Source organism: Pseudomonas sp. GW823-FHT05G12 (assembly GCF_058795575.1).
On record NZ_CM179501.1, the window covers coordinates 2506854 to 2526741 of the forward strand.

At 62.9% G+C, this 19888-nt stretch carries 13 protein-coding genes; 9 read left to right on the plus strand and 4 right to left on the minus strand.

The window, feature by feature from the left end; translation table 11 throughout:
• Window positions 1-47 precede the first annotated feature (47 nt).
• Both AC3RCM_RS11425 and AC3RCM_RS11430 read right to left on the minus strand, forming a co-directional pair.
• Window positions 48-800: a transporter substrate-binding domain-containing protein gene (locus AC3RCM_RS11425; protein ID WP_003247722.1), complete on the minus strand. Its 753-nt coding sequence runs from the start codon at window positions 798-800 to the stop codon at window positions 48-50.
• 22 nt (window positions 801-822) lie between these two features.
• Window positions 823-1695, minus strand: coding sequence for a MurR/RpiR family transcriptional regulator (locus tag AC3RCM_RS11430; protein ID WP_064492667.1), 873 nt, complete (start codon window positions 1693-1695; stop codon window positions 823-825).
• A gap of 142 nt (window positions 1696-1837) precedes the next feature.
• On the opposite strand from AC3RCM_RS11430, the gene AC3RCM_RS11435 reads away from it, so the two are divergent.
• The 3 genes from AC3RCM_RS11435 (at window position 1838) to AC3RCM_RS11445 (ending at window position 5971) form a co-directional block, all read left to right on the plus strand.
• Window positions 1838-2863 carry an Ldh family oxidoreductase gene (locus AC3RCM_RS11435; RefSeq protein WP_409322621.1) on the plus strand — a complete coding sequence of 342 codons (1026 nt, stop codon included), beginning with the start codon at window positions 1838-1840 and terminating at the stop codon, window positions 2861-2863.
• A gap of 219 nt (window positions 2864-3082) precedes the next feature.
• The gene (locus tag AC3RCM_RS11440; protein WP_103462591.1) at window positions 3083-4279 is read left to right on the plus strand and encodes an amino acid aminotransferase; all 1197 of its coding nucleotides are present in this window, start codon (window positions 3083-3085) and stop codon (window positions 4277-4279) included.
• Window positions 4280-4690: 411 nt separating this feature from the next.
• The gene (locus tag AC3RCM_RS11445) at window positions 4691-5971 is read left to right on the plus strand and encodes a serine/threonine transporter (RefSeq protein WP_012052080.1); all 1281 of its coding nucleotides are present in this window, start codon (window positions 4691-4693) and stop codon (window positions 5969-5971) included.
• A gap of 71 nt (window positions 5972-6042) precedes the next feature.
• Here the strand turns inward: AC3RCM_RS11445 and AC3RCM_RS11450 are convergent, their stop codons facing one another.
• Entirely contained in the window at window positions 6043-7230 is a 1188-nt protein-coding gene (locus AC3RCM_RS11450; protein WP_492629615.1) for a Bcr/CflA family efflux MFS transporter, read from the minus strand.
• A 300-nt stretch (window positions 7231-7530) separates the two neighbouring features.
• On the opposite strand from AC3RCM_RS11450, the gene tpx reads away from it, so the two are divergent.
• From tpx to AC3RCM_RS11480, 6 genes are all read left to right on the plus strand, one after another.
• Window positions 7531-8031, plus strand: a complete 501-nt coding sequence (gene tpx, locus AC3RCM_RS11455) for a thiol peroxidase (protein WP_003247734.1) — start codon at window positions 7531-7533, stop codon at window positions 8029-8031.
• A 347-nt stretch (window positions 8032-8378) separates the two neighbouring features.
• Complete coding sequence (locus AC3RCM_RS11460) at window positions 8379-9686, plus strand: MdtA/MuxA family multidrug efflux RND transporter periplasmic adaptor subunit (protein ID WP_064492663.1); 1308 nt, start codon at window positions 8379-8381, stop codon at window positions 9684-9686.
• Window positions 9683-12781 (plus strand): MdtB/MuxB family multidrug efflux RND transporter permease subunit, encoded by a 3099-nt coding sequence (locus AC3RCM_RS11465; protein ID WP_064492662.1) that lies wholly within the window; start codon window positions 9683-9685, stop codon window positions 12779-12781. Before AC3RCM_RS11460 ends, AC3RCM_RS11465 begins: the two co-directional genes overlap by 4 nt.
• Window positions 12778-15885, plus strand: a complete 3108-nt coding sequence (locus AC3RCM_RS11470) for an efflux RND transporter permease subunit (protein ID WP_457250560.1) — start codon at window positions 12778-12780, stop codon at window positions 15883-15885. The genes AC3RCM_RS11465 and AC3RCM_RS11470 overlap by 4 nt, the downstream gene beginning before the upstream one ends.
• Entirely contained in the window at window positions 15882-17372 is a 1491-nt protein-coding gene (locus AC3RCM_RS11475; protein WP_064492660.1) for an efflux transporter outer membrane subunit, read from the plus strand. The genes AC3RCM_RS11470 and AC3RCM_RS11475 overlap by 4 nt, the downstream gene beginning before the upstream one ends.
• 129 nt (window positions 17373-17501) lie before the next feature.
• A complete protein-coding gene (locus AC3RCM_RS11480) occupies window positions 17502-19589 on the plus strand; it encodes a putative bifunctional diguanylate cyclase/phosphodiesterase (protein WP_409320402.1) in 2088 nt (695 codons plus the stop codon).
• Here AC3RCM_RS11480 and AC3RCM_RS11485 read toward each other — a convergent pair.
• Entirely contained in the window at window positions 19586-19846 is a 261-nt protein-coding gene (locus tag AC3RCM_RS11485; protein WP_003247746.1) for a DUF1652 domain-containing protein, read from the minus strand. The genes AC3RCM_RS11480 and AC3RCM_RS11485 overlap by 4 nt on opposite strands.
• Window positions 19847-19888 lie beyond the last annotated feature (42 nt).

A 19888-nucleotide genomic window follows, 5' to 3' on the forward strand; every position in this document is an offset into this window, starting at 1 on the left:
GCGACGCAAGGCCGCCCCCACTGGGCGTTCGCACAACTTCCTGAAGATCAGTTGTAGATATCGAAAGCGAAATATTTGCTGGCGATCTTCTGGTAGGTGCCGTTGGCCACAATCTGTTGCAGCGCGGTATTCAGGCGCTGGCGCAGGGCTTCGTCGTCCTTGCGCACAGCGATGGCGGCATCGGCCTTGGTGTCGGCCACGTCGCCAAGGATCTTGCAGCAATCCCCGCCGTTCTTGTTCATCCACTCGTGCAGCGGGAATTTGTCGGCAATCACGCCGTCCAGGCGGCCGGCCGCCAGGTCTGCGTTGGCTTCGTCCATGGTCGGGTACAGTTTCACGTCGGCACCGGCCTTGCCGTACACGTCTTCGGCGTAGATGGCCTGGGTAGAGGAAGACTGCGCACCGACGGTGTAGCCGACAAAGTCGGTCTGGGCGCTGTCGATCTTGCTGTCCTTGGCAACCGCCACGGTCAGGGGCGTGCGGTAGTAGTGCTCGGTGAAGGCGATCTTCTTGCGTCGCTCTTCGGTGTCGATCATCGATGCCACTATCGCGTCATACTTGCGCGCCATCAGGGCGGGGATGATGCCTTCCCAGTCCTGGGCCACCAGCGTGCATTCGACTTTCATCTGTTCGCACAGGGCATGGGTGATGTCGACATCAAAGCCGTGCAGCTTGTTATCGGCGTCTACATAGTTGAAGGGCGGGTAGGCACCCTCGGTGGCGAACCGCAGGGTTTCAGCGCTGGCGGCACCCGCCAGCAGCAGGGCGCACGCACCCAGCAAGGCCATGGACTTGTTCATCTCGCACCTCATTGCACTCTTGCTATTGTTGTTTGCCCGTCGACCACGAGGTGTAGCCGACGAATTCGTTATGTAGAGCGGCAGTTGCTTCCAAGCGTTTTTCAACATCCGGTCCGAGCTTCTTGCAGACCTCGTTGACCATCAGATGCACCCACGACAGCATCGTCGAGGTGGATTCCCAGAACAGGTTGAACTCGGTGGGGATGCGGAACACCTCGTCGGCATTGGCATCCGCCCAGTCACAGAAGGTGTCGGTCACCAGGGTGACCGCAATGCCAGCCTCGCGCGCCTTCTGGCACAGCATCAGAGCATGGCGGGAATAACGGCGCGCCTCGAACACCACCAGGGCGCTGTCTTCGGCACGGCCCAGCAGCACTTCGCCGAAGTGCCCGGCGCTGATGTCGACCAGTTGCACGCAATCGCGCAGGTATTGCAGCAGGTGGCTCATGCACATGGCGATGCCGCGCTCGGTCTGGAAGCCGGCGATGAACACCCGCGGTTTGCTCGCCAGGCGTTGCGCCACGTTGTGCCAGGCGGGGCTCTGGCGGTATTCGTGTACGCGCACCAGGGCGGCGATTTCCAGCTCCAGGCTGCCGGCGTTGTCGCTGGCGTCCTGGTTCTGGCGGTAATCTTGCAAGCGATCACCCACCAGCCACGGGCCATCGCCCAGATCGTTCTGCAGGTCTTGCTTAAGCGCCTTGAGGTGGGCATAACCCAGTGAGCGACAGTAGCGCCCGACGCTGGATTCGCTGACGCCCAGCTTGGCGGCAATGCTGGCCGAGGTCTGGAACGGCAGTTCGTGCAGGTTGGCAAGCATGTAGGTGGCGATCTTGCGACCCGAGGCAGCGGCCCCTTCGAGGCTGTTTTCCAGGCGTTGCTTGATCAGTTGGCTCATGCTGCGGCTCCAGGGGTGAGGCTTGGGAAGAAAATGAATGTTTTCTGTCATCAAGTCAACATTTGACAGATTGCTGTCACATGAAGGAAAGTTTTTGTCGTTGCAACGCTGTAGCCATTCCAAAATCAACAAGGAGCTTCAGATGTCCGCACCTTCCACCAGCACCGTTGTGCGCGTGCCTTTTACCGAGCTGCAAAGCCTGTTGCAGGCCATTTTCCAGCGCCATGGGTGCAGCGAGGCCGTGGCCCGGGTGCTGGCCCACAACTGCGCCAGCGCCCAGCGTGATGGCGCCCATAGCCATGGGGTGTTCCGCATGCCCGGTTATGTCTCGACCTTGGCCAGCGGCTGGGTCGATGGCCAGGCCACGCCACAGGTCAGCGACGTGGCCGCCGGCTATGTGCGTGTCGATGCTGCGGGCGGTTTTGCCCAGCCGGCATTGGCGGCCGCCCGTGAGCTGCTGGTGGCGAAGGCGCGCAGCGCAGGCATTGCCGTGCTGGCGATCCACAACTCGCACCACTTCGCCGCGCTATGGCCGGATGTCGAGCCGTTCGCCGAAGAGGGCCTGGTAGCACTCAGCGTGGTCAACAGCATGACCTGCGTGGTGCCGCATGGTGCGCGCAAGCCGCTGTTCGGTACCAACCCCATCGCTTTTGCTGCGCCTTGCGCCGAGCATGACCCGATCGTTTTCGACATGGCCACCAGTGCCATGGCTCATGGCGATGTGCAGATTGCCGCACGTGCTGGCCAGCAATTGCCGGAGGGCATGGGGGTGGATGCCGATGGCCAGCCGACTACCGACCCGAAGGCGATCCTGGAAGGCGGTGCCTTGCTGCCATTTGGCGGGCACAAGGGCTCGGCGTTGTCGATGATGGTCGAGCTGCTGGCGGCGGCGCTGACCGGCGGTCATTTCTCCTGGGAGTTCGATTGGTCCGGGCATCCGGGGGCGAAAACGCCATGGACCGGGCAGTTGATCATCGTCATCGACCCGGGCAAGGCCGAAGGCCAGCGGTTTGCCCAGCGCAGCCGCGAGCTGGTGGAGCACATGCAGGCGGTGGGGCTGACGCGCATGCCGGGCGAGCGGCGCTATCGTGAGCGCGAGGTGGCCGAGGAGGAGGGGGTGGCGGTGACCGAGCAGGAGCTGCAAGGCCTGAAAGCGCTGCTTGGATGACCCGGTCTCTTCGCGGGTAAACCCACAGGTGCCTGAGCTGTTCCCAGGCTGTGCGCTGAACCCGTAGGAGCGGGTTTACCCGCGAAGAATCCAGCCCTCATCCCGGTCATGCAATGTTGCATAGACAACCTTGCACAATAGTGGATGTTCCTGAACCCGCACTCCGGGTATGCTCAACACTGACTTTCCGTACCGTCCTGATCCAAGGAGCTGCACGCTGTGTTCAAACATGTCGATGCCTATGCCGGCGACCCGATCCTCTCGTTGATGGAAACCTTCAAGGCCGACCCGCGCGCCGACAAGGTCAACCTGAGTATTGGCCTGTACTACGATGAGGCCGGCGTGGTGCCGCAACTGGCGGCGGTGGATGCGGTGGAAAAACGCATTGCCGGTCAGGACCACGAAGCCTCCCTGTACCTGCCGATGGAAGGCCTGGCCAGCTACCGCCAAGCCATCCAGGCGCTGCTGTTCGGTGCTGATCACCCGGCCGTGACCGGCGGCCGTGTGGCCACCGTACAGACCGTGGGTGGCTCCGGCGCCCTGAAGGTCGGTGCCGACTTCCTCAAGCGCTACTTCCCGCAGTCCGAAGTCTGGGTCAGCAACCCGACCTGGGACAACCATCGCGCCATCTTCGAGGGTGCAGGCTTCAAGGTGCACACCTACCCGTACTTCGACCAGGCCACCCGTGGCGTGGACTTCGACGGCATGCTGGCCACCTTGCAGAGCCTGCCGGCCAACAGCGTGGTGCTGCTGCACCCGTGCTGCCACAACCCTACCGGTGCCGATCTGGAGCAGCACCAGTGGCAACAAGTGGTCGAAGTGGTCAAGGCGCGCCAGCTGATCCCGTTCCTCGACATCGCTTATCAAGGCTTCGCCGAAGGCCTGGTGGAAGATGCCTACGCCATCCGCGAAATGGCCCGTGCGGGCGTTCCGTGCCTGGTGAGCAACTCCTTCTCGAAAATCTTCTCGCTGTATGGCGAGCGGGTGGGCGGCCTGTCGGTGGTGTGCGATGACGAGGCCACTGCCCAGAGCGTGCTTGGCCAGCTGAAGGCCACCGTGCGCCGCAACTACTCCAGCCCGCCCAACTTCGGCGCCCAGCTGGTTGCTGGCGTACTGAGCGATGCTGGCCTGAATGCCCAGTGGGCCGAAGAAGTCGAAGTGATGCGCAAGCGTATCCTCGACATGCGCCAGGCGCTGGTCGATGCCCTGGCCGTGCTGCTGCCGGGCCAGGACTTCCAGTTCTTCCTGCGCCAGCGCGGCATGTTCAGCTACACCGGCTTCAGCGTCGAGCAGGTACGTCGCCTGCGTGACGAGTTCGGCGTGTACCTGATCGACAGCGGCCGTGTGTGCATGTCCGGCCTGCGCCCGGCCAACCTGCAACGGGTTGCCGAAGCGTTCGCTGCCGTTCAGAAGTAACTCGCCGAAGGGCCAGCTGCGGCCCCTCCTGTGGGGCGCGGTTGGACTTTGTGGGAGCAACTGTCTTGCTCAATTTCTGAAAGCTGGCGTGATCCCTGTGGGAGCGGGCTTGCCCGCGAACACGGGCGAAGCCCGTGCCATTCACCACGGTGTTGGCTTCGCGGGCAAGCCCGCTCCCACAGGCTGCCCCCAGAGGCTGCCCCACAGGCCCCCAGGCCACTACATTCCATCGATCGACACCAGCAATGCCTTCCGCTTGTAAAGACAAGTGCAACCGCTCCTCGGAAAAGGGCTTCGCAAGTGCAACCTTTCCGTGCACAATCGCGCCCCTCTTTTCCGGTTGAGTTGGGCGAAACGTCTATTTCGCCATTCTCAGCCTGTTGCAGTCTTGCGAGTGGAGCTTCACCCGGAATGAATGAGCAGGCCCCAAGCGTTGAACAACGCTTTGCAGAATCGACCCCCGCCGCCCTCGGCACTTGGGCGCGTCACGACACCACCTGGATGCTGGGCCTGTTCGGCACAGCCATCGGCGCCGGGACACTGTTCCTGCCGATCAACGCTGGCCTTGGCGGCTTCTGGCCGCTGCTGATCCTGGCCGTGCTGGCCTTCCCGATGACCTATTTCGCCCATCGCGGGCTGACCCGTTTCGTCCTTTCCGGGCGCGATGGCAGCGACATCACCGAAGTGGTCAAGGAGCATTTCGGCATCACCGCCGGTGCCTCGATCACCGTGCTGTACTTCTTCGCCATCTTCCCGATCCTGCTTATCTACAGCGTGGCGCTGACCAACACCGTGTCCAGCTTCATGGAACACCAGCTGCACATGCAGCCGCCGCCACGGGCAATCCTGTCATTCGTGCTGATCCTCGGCCTGCTGGCCATCGTGCGCTGCGGGGAGCAGGCCACGGTCAAGGTCATGAGCCTGCTGGTCTACCCGTTCATCGTTGCGCTGGCGTTGCTGGGCCTGTACCTGGTGCCGCACTGGACCGGTGGCATTCTCGACAGCGCCACAGAGGTGCCGCCGGCCTCGGCCTTCCTGCACACCCTGTGGCTGGCCATTCCGGTGATGGTGTTCTCGTTCAACCATTCGCCGATCATCTCGGCCTTTGCCGTCGACCAGAAGCGCCGTTACGGCGAGCACGCCGATGAGCGCAGCGGCCAGATCCTGCGTCGTGCCCACCTGCTGATGGTGGTGATGGTGCTGTTCTTCGTGTTCAGCTGCGTGCTCACCCTGAGCAGCGCCCAGCTGGCCGAAGCCAAGGCGCAGAACCTGTCGATCCTGTCGTACCTGGCCAACCACTTCAGCAACCCGACCATCGCGTTCGCTGCGCCGTTGATCGCCTTCGTGGCCATCGCCAAGTCGTTCCTCGGCCACTACATCGGCGCCAGCGAAGGCCTGAAGGGCATCATCGCCAAGACCGGTGCGCGCCCAGGCGCCAAGGCCCTGGACCGCGTGGTTGCCGCACTGATGCTGGTGGTGTGCTGGATCGTCGCCACCCTTAACCCGAGCATTCTCGGCATGATCGAGTCGCTCGGCGGCCCGATTCTCGCGGTGCTGTTGTTCCTGATGCCGATGTACGCCATTCGCCGTGTGCCATCGATGCGCAAGTACAGCGGTGCGGCCTCCAACGTGTTCGTCGTTGTGGTCGGCCTGGTTGCGCTGACTTCGGTGGTGTACGGCCTTGTAAGCTGATTCACCCGTTTCATTCAAGAATGCCCGGGTCGCTTGCCGCCACCCGGGCATTTTTTTGCCTGATCAAGGTTTCAGCAGCGCTGCATTCCATCGTCCTTGGTGCATGCAAGCAGCCACCCTCCGCACAGGCTGGCCACCACGAACAGCACGCCCAAGCCTGCCGGTAGCTCGCTTTCCAAACCTGCGACCACACTGCTCGTCAAACCGGCACCGGCGAACAGCAATGTCGTATTGAGCGACGCTGCCGCACCTGCCTGACGTGGATAGCGCGCCAAAGCCTGGGTCGTTGCGGCGGGGCGTACCAGGGTTGTCCCGGTGGTACAGACAATCATCGGCAGTAGAACCCCCAGCACAGATAACCCTGCCACCCATTCCCACATCAAAAGGGTAATGCCCGCAGTACTTATAAGCAGCAAGCCTGCTTTTATTTGAGCTTGCGGGCTTACGCGACTGTTCAGGTAGGTCGCAGCCATGCCGCCGACGATGTATGCCAACCCATAGCCGATAAAGACCAGAGAGAATTGATAGGCCGTCAGCTCCAGCCTGCCCATCAGCAGCAAGGGCGCTATGACGATAAAGGAAAAATGGCAGGCAAAGGCGAGGCTGGAGAGCATGGCATGCGCGAGATAGTCCGTGTCTCGCAGCATCACCCGATAACTGGACATGCTTGGCGCCCGGTCGCGCGACGCAGGTGTGTCATGAAGCAGCACACACGATAAAAGTGAAACGATTGCAGCGATGATCACGAATGCCGTAAAGCTGGCCTCCCAGCCAAAGGACTGTTGAAGAAAGGCACCTGCCAGCGGTGACAGGGAGATGAACAACCCGCTCGCGCTTGTTAACAGGATGCGCATGGCATTGCGTTGTGTACCGCTGTAGAGGTCCTGCACAAGCGCCTGGCCTAGCACGAGGCTGCCGCAACCCAGGGCCTGCACCAAGCGAAAGGCCATGAACGTTTCATAATGAGTTGAAAATACGCAACCGAGCGCCCCCACAATGGATACGCTCAACCCAGCGAGCAACAAACGCTTGCGCCCGATGCCATCCGACAGTGGGCCGATCACGATTTGCGCCATGGCCACACCAACAGCAAAAAAGCTCACTGAGTACGCAATCTGTTTTGTGTCGACCCGAAACTCATCTGAGAGCGCAGGGAATGATGGGAGGATCACGTCCAGAGGAAACACACCCAGCAGACATAACAAAATCAGCAACGTTGAGCACAGGTGGCGCCGGAGCGAACCAGCGGGGCGGTTCATGCCATTAACTCCTCGATTGGAACTGCAAGAAATAGCTTTCGTCCTCCAGTAGATCAGTACGCTAAAGATGTACAAGGTGAGCTTGGTAGCGAAACTTCCGATAGAGGTGTAGGAATTGTATGGAGAGGCCGGGATGGGCGTTCGGCAGCGGTGAGGCAACTGGCCGTAACCGCGGCTATCGGCATTTTTTGTCCACAAAAATCGTCCGGCAATGGAACAATTTCACCTGCCCCCATAGGCACCCGGCTGCCTTCATGCTTAACTCAGTGTCCTTTTCAAACCCCGCATAAGGATTTCGTCATGGCTCAAGTGACTCTCAAAGGCAACCCGGTCCAGGTCAACGGCAACCTGCCACAGGCCGGCGCCCAGGCTCCGGCTTTCTCCCTGGTAGGTGAAGGCCTGGCTGACAAGTCGCTGAAAGACTACGCCGGCAAGCGCAAGGTGCTGAATATCTTCCCAAGCGTCGATACCCCAACCTGCGCCACCTCGGTGCGCAAGTTCAACGCCCAGGCCAACGACGTCGCCAACACCGTGGTGCTGTGCATCTCGGCTGACCTGCCGTTCGCCCAGGCACGCTTCTGCGGCACCGAAGGGCTGGACAACGTGAAGAACCTGTCGACCCTGCGTGGCCGCGAGTTCCTCGAGAACTACGGCGTAGCCATCGCCGACGGCCCGCTGGCCGGCCTGGCCGCCCGCGCCGTGGTGGTGCTGGACGAGAACGACAAGGTGCTGCACAGCGAACTGGTTGGCGAAATTGCTGACGAGCCGAACTACGACGCGGCGCTGGCTGTACTGAAGTAAGGATTGCGTGGGGCAGGGCGGGCGTCTGTAGCCTGTGATGGCCTCTTCGCGGGTAAACCCGCTCCTACAACGTGCGGCACAGGTTTCAAAGGCTGTGACATCCCCGTAGGAGCGGGTTCACCCGCGAAAGGGCCAGACCAGGCAACCGAACCTTCAGGCCCGCCACCGCTCCAAGCAACACCCTGTAACGGCCCGGAACACGTTCCGGGCCGTTTTCATTTAAAATTCCGCCTCTTGGCAACGTCAGGCAAAGGTAAACCTCTGGTAAAGGCCCTTTGCTAAAACGATGGCAGTGCTTATCGTTCATCCTCCTCAAGTCGTCATTCCGAACAAGGTTCGTTCAACCCATGCAAGCGTCCAATTCCCGTTCCCTTCGTCGCTGGCTCGTCGGCCTGCTGATCCTGCTGCTGGTGGCTGCACTAGCCTGGTGGCTGTGGCCCGCAGCGACGCCTGCGCATAAAGAAGCCGGTGGCGGGCGCGGTGGCAAGGGCATGGGCATGATCGGCGGCCGCCCAGGTTTTGGCGGCTCCAGCGACCCGGTACCCGTACGCGTCGTGCCGGTGCGGATAGGCGACTTCCCCCTCTACTACAAAGCCTTGGGCACGGTTACCGCGACCAATACGGTCAATGTGCGCAGCCGCGTGGCTGGCGAACTGGTGAAAATCCACTTCAAGGAAGGCCAGCGCGTCAAGGCTGGCGACCTGCTGGCCGAAATCGACCCGCGCCCTTATCGCATCGCCCTGCAGCAGGCCGAAGGCACCTTGGCGCAGAACCAGGCACAGTTGAAGAACGCTCAGGTCGACCTGGCCCGCTATAAAGGCCTGTACGCTGAAGACAGCATCGCCAAGCAAACACTGGACACCGCCGAAGCCCAGGTTGCGCAGTTCCAGGGGCTGGTCAAGACCAATCAGGCACAGGTCAACGACGCCCGCCTGAACCTCGATTTCACCCAGATCCGTGCGCCGATCAGTGGCCGTGTGGGCCTGCGCCAGCTCGATCTGGGCAACCTGGTGGCCGCCAACGACACCACCGCGCTGGTGGTGATCACCCAGACCGAGCCGATCAACGTCGCCTTCACCCTGCCGGAAACCGAACTGAGCACGGTGCTGGAGCGCTACCGCAGTGGCGCCAGCCTGCCGGTCGAGGCCTGGGACCGCGGTGACAGCAAGCTGCAGTCCACCGGTGTGCTGGGCAGCATCGACAACCAGATCGACACCACCACCGGCACGCTGAAGTTCAAAGGCCGCTTCGAGAACAAGGACCTGGCCCTGTTCCCCAACCAGTTCGTCAACGTGCGCTTGCTGGCCGACACCCTCAAGCAGGTGGTCATGGCCCCGGCCGCGGCCATCCAGTTTGGCAACGATGGCACCTTCGCCTATGTGGTCAACGAGCAGAGCACCGTCAATGTCCGCAAGCTGAAGGTGGGCGCCAGCGATGGCGAGAACAGCGTCATTCTCGACGGCTTGAAGGCTGGCGACCGTCTGGTGCTGGAAGGCACCGACCGCCTGCGCGAAGGCACCAAGGTGGAAGTGGTCGAAGACAGCTCGCAAGTGCCGACCAGCCCGGGCCAGCACCTGCAAGGGCAGGAAGCCAAGGGCGCGGCGCAAACAGGTGAAGCACAACCCGGCAACGCAGCAGGCAAGGCGGGCGCATGAACCTCTCGCGCCTGTTCATCCTGCGCCCGGTCGCCACCACGCTGAGCATGCTGGCCATCGTGCTGGCCGGGCTGATCGCCTACAAGTTGCTGCCGGTTTCCGCCTTGCCGCAGGTGGACTACCCGACCATTCGTGTCATGACCCTCTACCCCGGCGCCAGCCCGCAGGTGATGACCAGCGCCGTCACCGCGCCACTGGAGCGCCAGTTCGGCCAGATGCCGGGCCTGGAACAGATGGCCTCGACCAGTTCTGGCGGCGCGTCGGTGCTGACCCTGCGTTTCAACCTCGACATGAACATGGACGTTGCCGAGCAACAGGTGCAGGCCGCGATCAACGCCGCCAGCAACCTGCTGCCCAGTGACCTGCCGGCACCGCCGGTGTACAACAAGGTCAACCCGGCCGACACCCCGGTGCTGACCCTGGCCATCTCCAGCAAGACCATGCCGCTGCCCAAGCTCAACGACCTGGTCGACACCCGCGTGGCGCAAAAGCTTGCGCAAATCAGCGGCGTGGGCATGGTCAGCATTGCCGGTGGCCAGCGCCAGGCGGTACGCATCAAGGTCAACGTCGACGCCCTGGCGGCCAATGGCTTGAATCTGGATGACGTGCGCACGCTGATCGGTGCCTCCAACGTCAACCAGCCCAAAGGCAACTTCGACGGCCCGACCCGGGTGTCGATGCTCGATGCCAACGACCAGCTGCGCTCTCCCGAGGAATACGCCAACCTGATCCTGGCCTACAACAACGGTGCGCCGCTGCGCCTGAAAGATGTGGCCGAAATCGTCGACGGCGCCGAGAACGAGCGGCTGGCCGCCTGGGCGAACCAGAACCACGCAGTGCTGCTGAACATCCAGCGTCAGCCGGGCGCCAACGTGATCGAAGTGGTCGACCGCATCAAGGGCCTGCTGCCGTCGATCACCGACAACTTGCCGGCGGGCCTCGATGTATCGGTGCTGACCGACCGCACCCAGACCATCCGCGCCGCGGTCAAGGACGTGCAGCACGAACTGCTGATCGCCATCGTTCTGGTGGTGATGGTCACCTTCGTTTTCTTGCGCCGTTTCAGCGCCACCCTCATTCCGTCGATTGCCGTGCCACTGTCGCTGATCGGGACGTTCGGGGTCATGTACCTGGCCGGGTTCTCGGTCAACAACCTGACACTCATGGCCCTGACCATCGCCACCGGCTTTGTGGTCGATGATGCCATCGTCATGCTGGAGAACATCTCCCGGCATATCGAAGAGGGCGAGACGCCCATGCAGGCGGCACTCAAGGGCGCCCGACAGATTGGCTTCACCCTGATTTCGCTGACCTTCTCGCTGATTGCGGTCCTGATCCCGTTGCTGTTCATGGCGGACGTGGTCGGTCGCCTGTTCCGCGAGTTCGCCATCACGCTGGCAGTGGCCATTCTGATTTCCCTGGTGGTGTCCCTGACCCTGACGCCGATGATGTGCGCGCGTCTGCTCAAGCGCGAGCCCAAGGAAGAAGAACAAGGCCGCTTCTACCGCGCCAGTGGCGCCTGGATCGACTGGCTGATCCAGCACTACGGCAGTGCTCTGCAGTGGGTGCTCAAGCATCAGCCGCTGACCTTGCTGGTGGCGGTGGCCAGCCTGGTGCTCACGGTGTTCCTGTACATGGTCGTGCCCAAGGGCTTCTTCCCGGTGCAGGATACCGGGGTGATCCAGGGTATTTCCGAAGCGCCGCAGTCCACCTCGTTCGCTGCCATGAGCGAACGTCAGCAGGCCCTGAGCAAGGTCATCCTGCAAGACCCGGCCGTGCAGAGCCTGTCGTCCTACATTGGCGTAGACGGCGACAACGCCACGCTCAACAGTGGTCGCCTGCTGATCAACCTCAAGCCCCACGGCGAGCGCGATGTCAGCGCCAGCGAAGTGATCAGCCGCCTGCAGCCGCAGGTCGACCGGCTGGTGGGCATCCGCCTGTTCATGCAGCCGGTGCAAGACCTCAGCATCGAGGACCGGGTCAGCCGGACCCAGTACCAGTTCAGCCTGTCGTCGCCGGACGCCGACCTGCTGGCGCAGTGGAGCGGCAAGCTGGTGCAGGCGCTGCAGCAGCGCCCGGAACTGGCCGATGTGGCCAGCGACCTGCAGGACAAGGGCTTGCAGGTGTACCTTGTAATCGACCGTGACATGTCCAGCCGCCTGGGGATCAGCGTCTCGCAGATCACCAATGCCCTGTACGACGCCTTCGGCCAGCGGCAGATCTCGACCATCTACACCCAGGCCAGCCAGTACCGCGTGGTGTTGCAGTCCAGGGACGCCGCCACGATCGGCCCGCAGGCGCTGGAGTCGATCCACGTCAAGGCCACCGATGGCGGCCAGGTGCGCCTTTCGGCGCTGGCGCGGATCGAGCAGCGTCAAGCGCAGCTGGCTATTTCCCACATCGGCCAGTTCCCGGCGGTGACCTTGTCGTTCAACCTGGCCCACGGCGCGTCGCTGGGCGAAGCCGTGCAGGTGATCGAGCAGGTGCAGAAGGACATCGGCATGCCGCTGGGTGTGCAGACCCGCTTCCAGGGTGCGGCGGAGGCCTTCCAGGCGTCGCTGTCGAGTACCCTGCTGCTGATTCTGGCGGCGGTGGTGACCATGTACATCGTGCTGGGGGTGCTGTACGAAAGCTACATCCACCCGATCACCATCCTCTCGACCCTGCCGTCGGCGGCGGTCGGTGCCTTGCTGGCCTTGCTCATCAGCGGTAACGACCTGGGCATGATCGCCATCATTGGCATCATCCTGCTGATCGGTATCGTCAAGAAGAACGCGATCATGATGATCGACTTCGCCCTGGAGGCCGAGCGCAATCAGGGCATGAGCCCGCGCGATGCCATCTACCAGGCGGCGTTGCTGCGCTTCCGGCCGATCCTGATGACCACCCTGGCCGCGCTATTTGGTGCGGTGCCGCTGATGCTTGCCACCGGTTCCGGTGCCGAGCTGCGCCAGCCACTGGGCCTGGTGATGGTCGGCGGGTTGCTGGTCAGCCAGGTGCTGACGCTGTTCACCACTCCGGTCATCTACCTGTACTTCGATCGCCTGGCCCGCCGCCTGCGCCCGGCCACTGACGTGAAGCAGGCCCAGGCATGAACCTGTCCGGGCCTTTCATTCGTCGCCCGGTGGCGACCATGCTGTTGAGCCTGGCGATCATGCTGCTGGGCGGGGTCAGCTTTGGCTTGCTGCCGGTGGCACCTCTGCCGCAAATGGACTTCCCGGTGATCGTGGTGTCGGCGAACCTGTCTGGTGCCAGCCCCGAGGTCATGGCGTCCACCGTGGCCACACCGCTGGAGCGCAAGCTGGGCAGCATCGCCGGCGTCACCACGCTCACCAGCAGCTCCAACCAGGGTTCGACACGGGTAGTCATCGGCTTCGAGCTGGGCCGTGACATCGATGGCGCAGCCCGCGAGGTGCAAGCGGCGATCAACGCTACCCGCAACCTGCTGCCCAGTGGCATGCGCAGCATGCCCACCTACAAGAAGATCAACCCGTCGCAGGCGCCGATCATGGTGCTGTCGCTGACTTCGGATGTGTTGCAGAAAGGCCAGCTGTATGACCTGGCCGACACCATCCTTTCACAGAGCCTGGCTCAGGTGTCGGGGGTAGGGGAGGTGCAGATCGGTGGCAGTTCGCTGCCGGCCGTGCGCATTGCCGTCGAGCCGCAACTGCTCAACCAGTACAACCTGTCGCTGGACGAAGTGCGCACCGCAGTATCCAACGCCAACCAGCGCCGGCCCATGGGCTTTGTCGAAGACGCCGAGCGCAACTGGCAGGTGCGGGCCAACGACCAGCTGGAAAGCGCCAAGGATTACGAGCCGGTGGTGATTCGCCAACAGAACGGTACCATTCTGCGCCTGTCTGACGTGGCGACCGTCACCGACGGCGTTGAAAACCGTTACAACAGCGGCTTCTTCAACGACCAGGCAGCGGTGCTGCTGGTGGTCAACCGCCAGACCGGCGCCAACATCATCGAAACGGTCGACCAGATCAAGGCGCAGCTTCCGGCACTGCAGTCGTTGCTGCCAGCCAGCGTGCAACTGAACGTGGCCATGGACCGCTCGCCCGTGATCAAGGCCACCCTCAAAGAGGCCGAGCACACCCTGCTGATCGCCGTGGTGCTGGTGATCCTGGTGGTCTACCTGTTCCTCGGCAGCCTGCGCGCCTCGCTGATCCCCAGCCTGGCGGTGCCGGTATCGCTGGTGGGTACGTTCGCGGTCATGTACGTGTGCGGTTTCTCGCTCAACAACCTGTCGCTGATGGCGCTGATCCTTGCCACCGGTCTGGTGGTGGACGATGCCATCGTGGTGCTGGAAAACATCTCCAGGCACATCGAGAACGGCCAGCCGCCGATGAAGGCGGCCTACCTGGGCGCCAAGGAAGTGGGCTTCACCTTGCTGTCGATGAACGTGTCGCTGGTGGCGGTGTTCGTCTCCATCCTGTTCATGGGCGGTATCGTGCGCAACCTGTTCCAGGAGTTTTCCATCACCCTGGCGGCGGCGATCATTGTCTCGCTGGTAGTGTCGCTCACCCTTACACCGATGCTCTGCGCCCGCTGGCTCAAGCCGCAACAGGCCGAGCAGACACGCCTGCAGCGCTGGAGCGACAAGCTGCATCAGCGCATGGTTGCTGCCTATGACCGCAGCCTGGGTTGGGCCCTGCGCCACAAGCGGCTGACCCTGCTCAGCCTGCTGGCCACCATCGGCATCAACATCGCCCTGTACGTGGTGGTGCCCAAGACGCTGATGCCCCAGCAGGATACCGGCCAGTTGATGGGCTTCATCCGGGGTGACGACGGCCTGTCGTTCACGGTGATGCAGCCGAAGATGGAAATCTACCGCCGCGCCTTGCTGGCCGACCCGGCAGTACAGAGCGTCGCCGGTTTCATCGGTGGCAACAGCGGTACCAACAACGCCTTTGTGCTGGTGCGCCTGAAACCGATCAGCGAGCGCAAGATCGACGCGCAGAAGGTGATCGAGCGCCTGCGCAAGGAACTGCCCAAGGTGCCCGGCGGGCGCCTGTTCCTGATGGCTGACCAGGACCTGCAACTGGGGGGCGGTGGGCGTGACCAGACCTCTTCTCAGTACCTGTATACCTTGCAAAGCGGCGATCTGGCGGCGTTGCGCGAATGGTTTCCCAAGGTGGTCGCGGCGCTGCGTGCACTGCCTGAGCTGACCGCCATCGACGCCCGCGATGGTGCCGGTACCCAACAGGTGACGCTGGTGGTCGACCGTGACCAGGCCAAGCGCCTGGGCATCGACATGGACATGGTCACCGCAGTACTGAACAACGCCTACAGCCAGCGGCAGATCTCCACCATCTACGACAGCCTCAACCAGTACCAGGTGGTGCTGGAGATCAACCCCAAATACGCCTGGGATCCGAGCACGCTGGAGCAAGTGCAGGTGATCACCGCCGACGGCGCCCGGGTGCCGCTGTCGACCATCGCCCATTACGAGAACAGCCTGGCCAACGACCGGGTCAGCCACGAAGGCCAGTTCGCTTCGGAAGACATTGCCTTCGACGTCGCCGAGGGCTACAGCCCCGACCAGGCCATGGCGGCACTGGAGCGCGCGGTGGCCAAACTGGGCCTGCCCGAGGAGGTGATTGCCAAGCTCGGCGGCACTGCCGATGCCTTTGCCCAGACCCAGCAGGGCCAGCCCTTCATGATTCTTGGCGCACTGCTGCTGGTGTACCTGGTGCTGGGCATTCTGTATGAAAGCTACATTCACCCGCTGACCATTCTTTCGACACTGCCTTCGGCGGGCGTCGGTGCCTTGCTGGCGCTGTACGTCACCGGTGGCGAGTTCAGCCTGATCTCGTTGCTGGGGCTGTTCCTGTTGATCGGGGTGGTGAAAAAGAATGCCATCCTGATGATCGACCTGGCCTTGCAGCTGGAGCGCCATCAGGGCTTTTCGCCGGAAGAGTCGATCCGCCGGGCCTGCCTGCTGCGCCTGCGGCCGATCCTGATGACCACCCTGGCGGCGATCCTTGGCGCATTGCCGTTGCTGCTGAGCCAGGCTGAAGGCGCAGAAATGCGTCAGCCGCTGGGCCTGACCATCATCGGTGGCCTGGTGTTCAGCCAGATCCTCACCCTTTATACGACGCCGGTGGTTTATCTGTACCTGGACCGCCTGCGCCACCGTTTCAACCGTTGGCGCGGCGTGCGTACCGACGCCGCTCTGGAAACCCCGCTATGACTTTTGCCCAGACCCCACTTCACCGTGCCCTGCAGGCACTGACCCGTGGCCGTGGCTCGCGCCTGCTCGGCGCCGGGTTGTGCGTGGCCTTGCTCAGTGCCTGTACCCTGAGCCCCGACTACCAACGCCCCGAGCTGAACAGCACGGCGGCGCAGTTCAAGCACGCCGAAGGCTGGACCCAGGCCTCGCCGTCCGACGCCATCGCCCGCGGCGCCTGGTGGGAAATCTACGGCGATGCCGGGCTCAATGCGCTGGTCGAAGAGCTCAACCGCAGCAACCAGACCGTGGCGCAATCAGAAGCCCAGTATCGCCAGGCCCAGGCGCTGGTGCGCAGCAGCCGTGCGGCGCTGTTCCCCAGTCTGGACCTGAGCACCAGCAAGAACCGCTCGGCGCAGGGCACCGGCAGCTCCAGTTCCAGCCTGTCCAATAACAGCAGCGGCATTCGCAACACCTACAACGCGCAGTTGGGCGTGAGCTGGGAGATCGACCTGTGGGGCAAGCTGCGCGAAACCCTGAATGCCAACGAAGCCAGTGCCGAAGCCAGTTTCGCCGACCTTGCGTCGATCCGCTTGAGCCAACAGTCGGAGCTGGTGCAGAACTACCTGCAATTGCGGGTTATCGATGAGCAGAAGCGCTTGCTGGAAGCCACCGTGGCGGCTTATGAGCGCTCGCTGCGAATGAACGAAAACCAGTACCGCGCCGGTGTCGCCGGCCCGGATGCCGTGGCCCAGGCACGCACCCAGCTCAAAAGCACCCAGGCTGACCTGATTGACCTGATCTGGCAGCGTGCGCAGTTCGAAAATGCCATCGCCGTGCTGCTGGGCAAGGCTCCGGCCGACTTCGCCCTGGCCGACAGCAAGGCGATTCCCGCGTTGCCGCAAATACCGGTTTCGCTGCCTTCGCAGCTGCTGGAGCGGCGCCCGGACATCGCTGCAGCCGAACGCAACGTGATGGCGGCCAACGCCAACATCGGGGTGTCGCGGGCAGCCTATTTCCCGGACCTCAGCCTGAGCATGAGTGGTGGTTATTCCAGCAGCAGCTTCAGCAACTGGATCGAGCTGCCCAACCGCTACTGGTCGGTGGGCCCGCAGCTGGCGCTGACCCTGTTCGACGCCGGCAAACGCAGCGCCGAGGTCGACCGCACGGTGGCCGTGTATGACCAGACGGTGGCGCAGTACCGCCAGACCGTGCTGGACGGCTTCAGGGAAGTGGAAAACCTGCTGGTTCAGCTGAAGGTGTATGGCGATGAAGCCGTGGTGCGCCAAGAGGCGCTTGATGCCGCCCGTGAGTCGTTGCGCCTGACCGAGAACCAGTACCGTGCCGGTCTGATCGGCTATCTGGATGTGGTCAACGTGCAAACCACGGCGCTGAGCAACGAGCGCAGCGTGCTGAACCTGCTGCAAGGGCGCCTGGTGGCCAGTGTGCAGCTGGTGGCTGCGTTGGGCGGCGGCTGGGATGCAGAGCAGGCGTTTGCCGAGCAGAATTGACCACGCGCAGGGGCGGGGCGCTGGGGTTATTGGATCCATTCCCATTCGCAAAAACCCCGTGCGTTTCCCTTAAGCTTGAGTACAATCGTCAGCTTTGCCGGGCCCCCTGTCCCGGCGCTGGAACTTTCAATGCTGACCGGTAGCTACTCCTCTTCGCTGGTGTTGATTTCGCTGTGCGTGGCGATCCTGGCATCCTATACCGCCCTTGACCTGACCGGCCGCATCGCCACGGCCAAGGGCCGCGCGGCCTGCCTGTGGATGGGCGGCGGTGCGTTGGCCATGGGCATCGGCGTGTGGTCGATGCACTTCATTGGCATGCTTGCCTTCAGCTTGCCCATCGACTTGGGCTACGACCTGGCCCTGACCGCGTTCTCGCTGCTGATCGCTGTGCTGTCCTCGGGCTTTGCCTTGTGGCTGGTCAGCCAGCCGAGCCTGCCAGCGCTGCAGTTGGGGTTCGGCGCGCTGATCATGGGCGCCGGTATCGCTTGCATGCACTACACCGGCATGGCCGCGCTGCGCATGCTGCCTGGCATCGATTACGACCCGACGTTGTTCGGCGCTTCGCTGCTGATTGCCGTAGGCGCCTCGGCGGCGGCATTGTGGATTGCCTTCCGCCTGCGCAAGCACACCCCCTATGTACGGCAGATCCGCGGCCTGGCGGCGGTGGTCATGGGCGTTGCCATCGTTGGCATGCATTACACCGGCATGGCCGCGGCGAACTTCCCCGAGGGTAGCTTTTGCGGCGCGCTGGGGGGCGGATTGCAGGGTGACAGCCTGGTTTACCTGGTGCTGATCACCACGCTGGCAGTACTGGCAGTGGCTTTGCTGACTTCGGTGCTGGACGCGCGTCTCGAGGCACGTACTGCCGAGTTGGCCCGTTCGCTGACCTTGGCCAACCAGGAACTGACCCAACTGGCCCTGCACGACACCCTCACCGATCTGCCCAACCGTACCTTGCTGGCCGATCGTATCGAACAGGCCATCGCCAAAGTGGCGGAGCAGGGCGGCTGTTTTGCCCTGATGTTCATTGATCTGGACGGCTTCAAACCCGTCAACGATGCCTTTGGCCATCATATCGGTGACCTTCTGCTCAAGGCAGTGGCGGCCCGCCTGCGCGGTCACCTGCACAGCCAGGACACGCTGGCTCGGATTGGCGGCGACGAATTCGTGCTGCTGGTGGAACTGCAGGAGCCGAACGATGCCATGGACGTGGCGGTCAAGCAGGTCAACCTGGTGTCCCGGCCTTTCCGCGTGGCCGAGCACGACCTGCAACTGTCGGCCAGCCTGGGCATCGTCCTGTATCCGGGCAACGGCCAGGACCAGCATGAGCTGCTGCGTAACGCCGACGCTGCCATGTACCATGCCAAGAGCGCCGGCAAGAACGGTTACAGCTTCTTCGATGTGTCGATGAACAGCAATGCGCGCCAGCAGTTGCAGCTGTTGCAGGACTTGCGCCTGGCGCTGGAGCAGCGCCAGTTCCGCTTGCATTACCAGCCCAAGTTCGACGCCCAGGCCTGCCAGCCGATCGGTGCCGAAGCGTTGCTGCGCTGGGAGCACCCGCAGCAGGGCCTGCTGCTGCCTGACCGCTTCATCGGCCTGGCGGAAAAGACCGGCCTGATCATCCCCATCGGTGAGTGGGTACTCACTGAGGCCTGCCGCCAGATGCGTCAGTGGCTGGACCAGGGGCACCATGGCTGGCGCATGGCGGTGAACCTGTCGGCCATCCAGTTCTGCCATGCCGGTCTGGTCGACAGCGTGGCCCGCGCCCTGCAGCAGAACGGCTTGCCAGCAAACTGCCTGACACTGGAAATTACCGAAACCACCGCCATGCACGATGCCGACGCCAGCCTGACCGTGCTGCAGCGCCTGTCCGACATGGGCGTGGACTTGTCCATCGATGACTTTGGTACGGGCTATTCCAGCCTGATGTACCTCAAACGCCTGCCAGCCAACGAGCTGAAAATCGACCGCGGGTTCGTACGTGATCTGGAGCAGGACAGTGACGATGCAGCGATTGTTTCGGCAATCGTCGCACTGGGCCAGGCGTTGGGCCTGCGTATCGTTGCCGAGGGGGTTGAAACCGACAAGCAGCAGGACTTCCTGACCCGTCTGGGATGTGATTCGTTGCAGGGCTACCTGCTGGGCCAGCCCGTGCCGGCCGAGCAGTTCATGAGCAAGTTGCAGGCCATGGCCCCGGAACTCACTGCTGCGGGCTAGACTGCATCGCGCAAGGTAAAGGCGGGTATGAACGCATCCATTTCCGCCTCGACGGCCTCGATGATGCGCTCTACATCGGCGGCGGCCATGATCGCTGCACAGGGGATACCCGCAATCGCCAGCAGGGTTTCACCGCTGGCGCGGTCGAACAGCCGCGCGACCATGCTGCGTGGCGCATCCATGCTGGCCTCGAAACCTAACGGATGGAAATGCCAGCGCATCACCTGGCAGGCGTTGGGGAACGTCATCTTGTTCATGCCAGCCTCCTTGTCCGTACCTGGACGTGATGAGCGGGTGGC

Excerpts from the sequence above, each read along its gene's own strand:
- AC3RCM_RS11425 (WP_003247722.1), bottom strand. The coding sequence starts at position 800 with ATGAACAAGTCCATGGCCTTGCTGGGTGCGTGCGCCCTGCTGCTGGCG.
- AC3RCM_RS11430 (WP_064492667.1), bottom strand. The coding sequence starts at position 1,695 with ATGAGCCAACTGATCAAGCAACGCCTGGAAAACAGCCTCGAAGGGGCC.
- AC3RCM_RS11435 (WP_409322621.1), top strand. The coding sequence starts at position 1,838 with ATGTCCGCACCTTCCACCAGCACCGTTGTGCGCGTGCCTTTTACCGAG.
- AC3RCM_RS11445 (WP_012052080.1), top strand. The coding sequence starts at position 4,691 with ATGAATGAGCAGGCCCCAAGCGTTGAACAACGCTTTGCAGAATCGACC.
- AC3RCM_RS11450 (WP_492629615.1), bottom strand. The coding sequence starts at position 7,230 with ATGAACCGCCCCGCTGGTTCGCTCCGGCGCCACCTGTGCTCAACGTTG.
- tpx (WP_003247734.1), top strand. The coding sequence starts at position 7,531 with ATGGCTCAAGTGACTCTCAAAGGCAACCCGGTCCAGGTCAACGGCAAC.
- AC3RCM_RS11460 (WP_064492663.1), top strand. The coding sequence starts at position 8,379 with ATGCAAGCGTCCAATTCCCGTTCCCTTCGTCGCTGGCTCGTCGGCCTG.
- AC3RCM_RS11465 (WP_064492662.1), top strand. The coding sequence starts at position 9,683 with ATGAACCTCTCGCGCCTGTTCATCCTGCGCCCGGTCGCCACCACGCTG.
- AC3RCM_RS11470 (WP_457250560.1), top strand. The coding sequence starts at position 12,778 with ATGAACCTGTCCGGGCCTTTCATTCGTCGCCCGGTGGCGACCATGCTG.
- AC3RCM_RS11475 (WP_064492660.1), top strand. The coding sequence starts at position 15,882 with ATGACTTTTGCCCAGACCCCACTTCACCGTGCCCTGCAGGCACTGACC.
- AC3RCM_RS11480 (WP_409320402.1), top strand. The coding sequence starts at position 17,502 with ATGCTGACCGGTAGCTACTCCTCTTCGCTGGTGTTGATTTCGCTGTGC.
- AC3RCM_RS11485 (WP_003247746.1), bottom strand. The coding sequence starts at position 19,846 with ATGAACAAGATGACGTTCCCCAACGCCTGCCAGGTGATGCGCTGGCAT.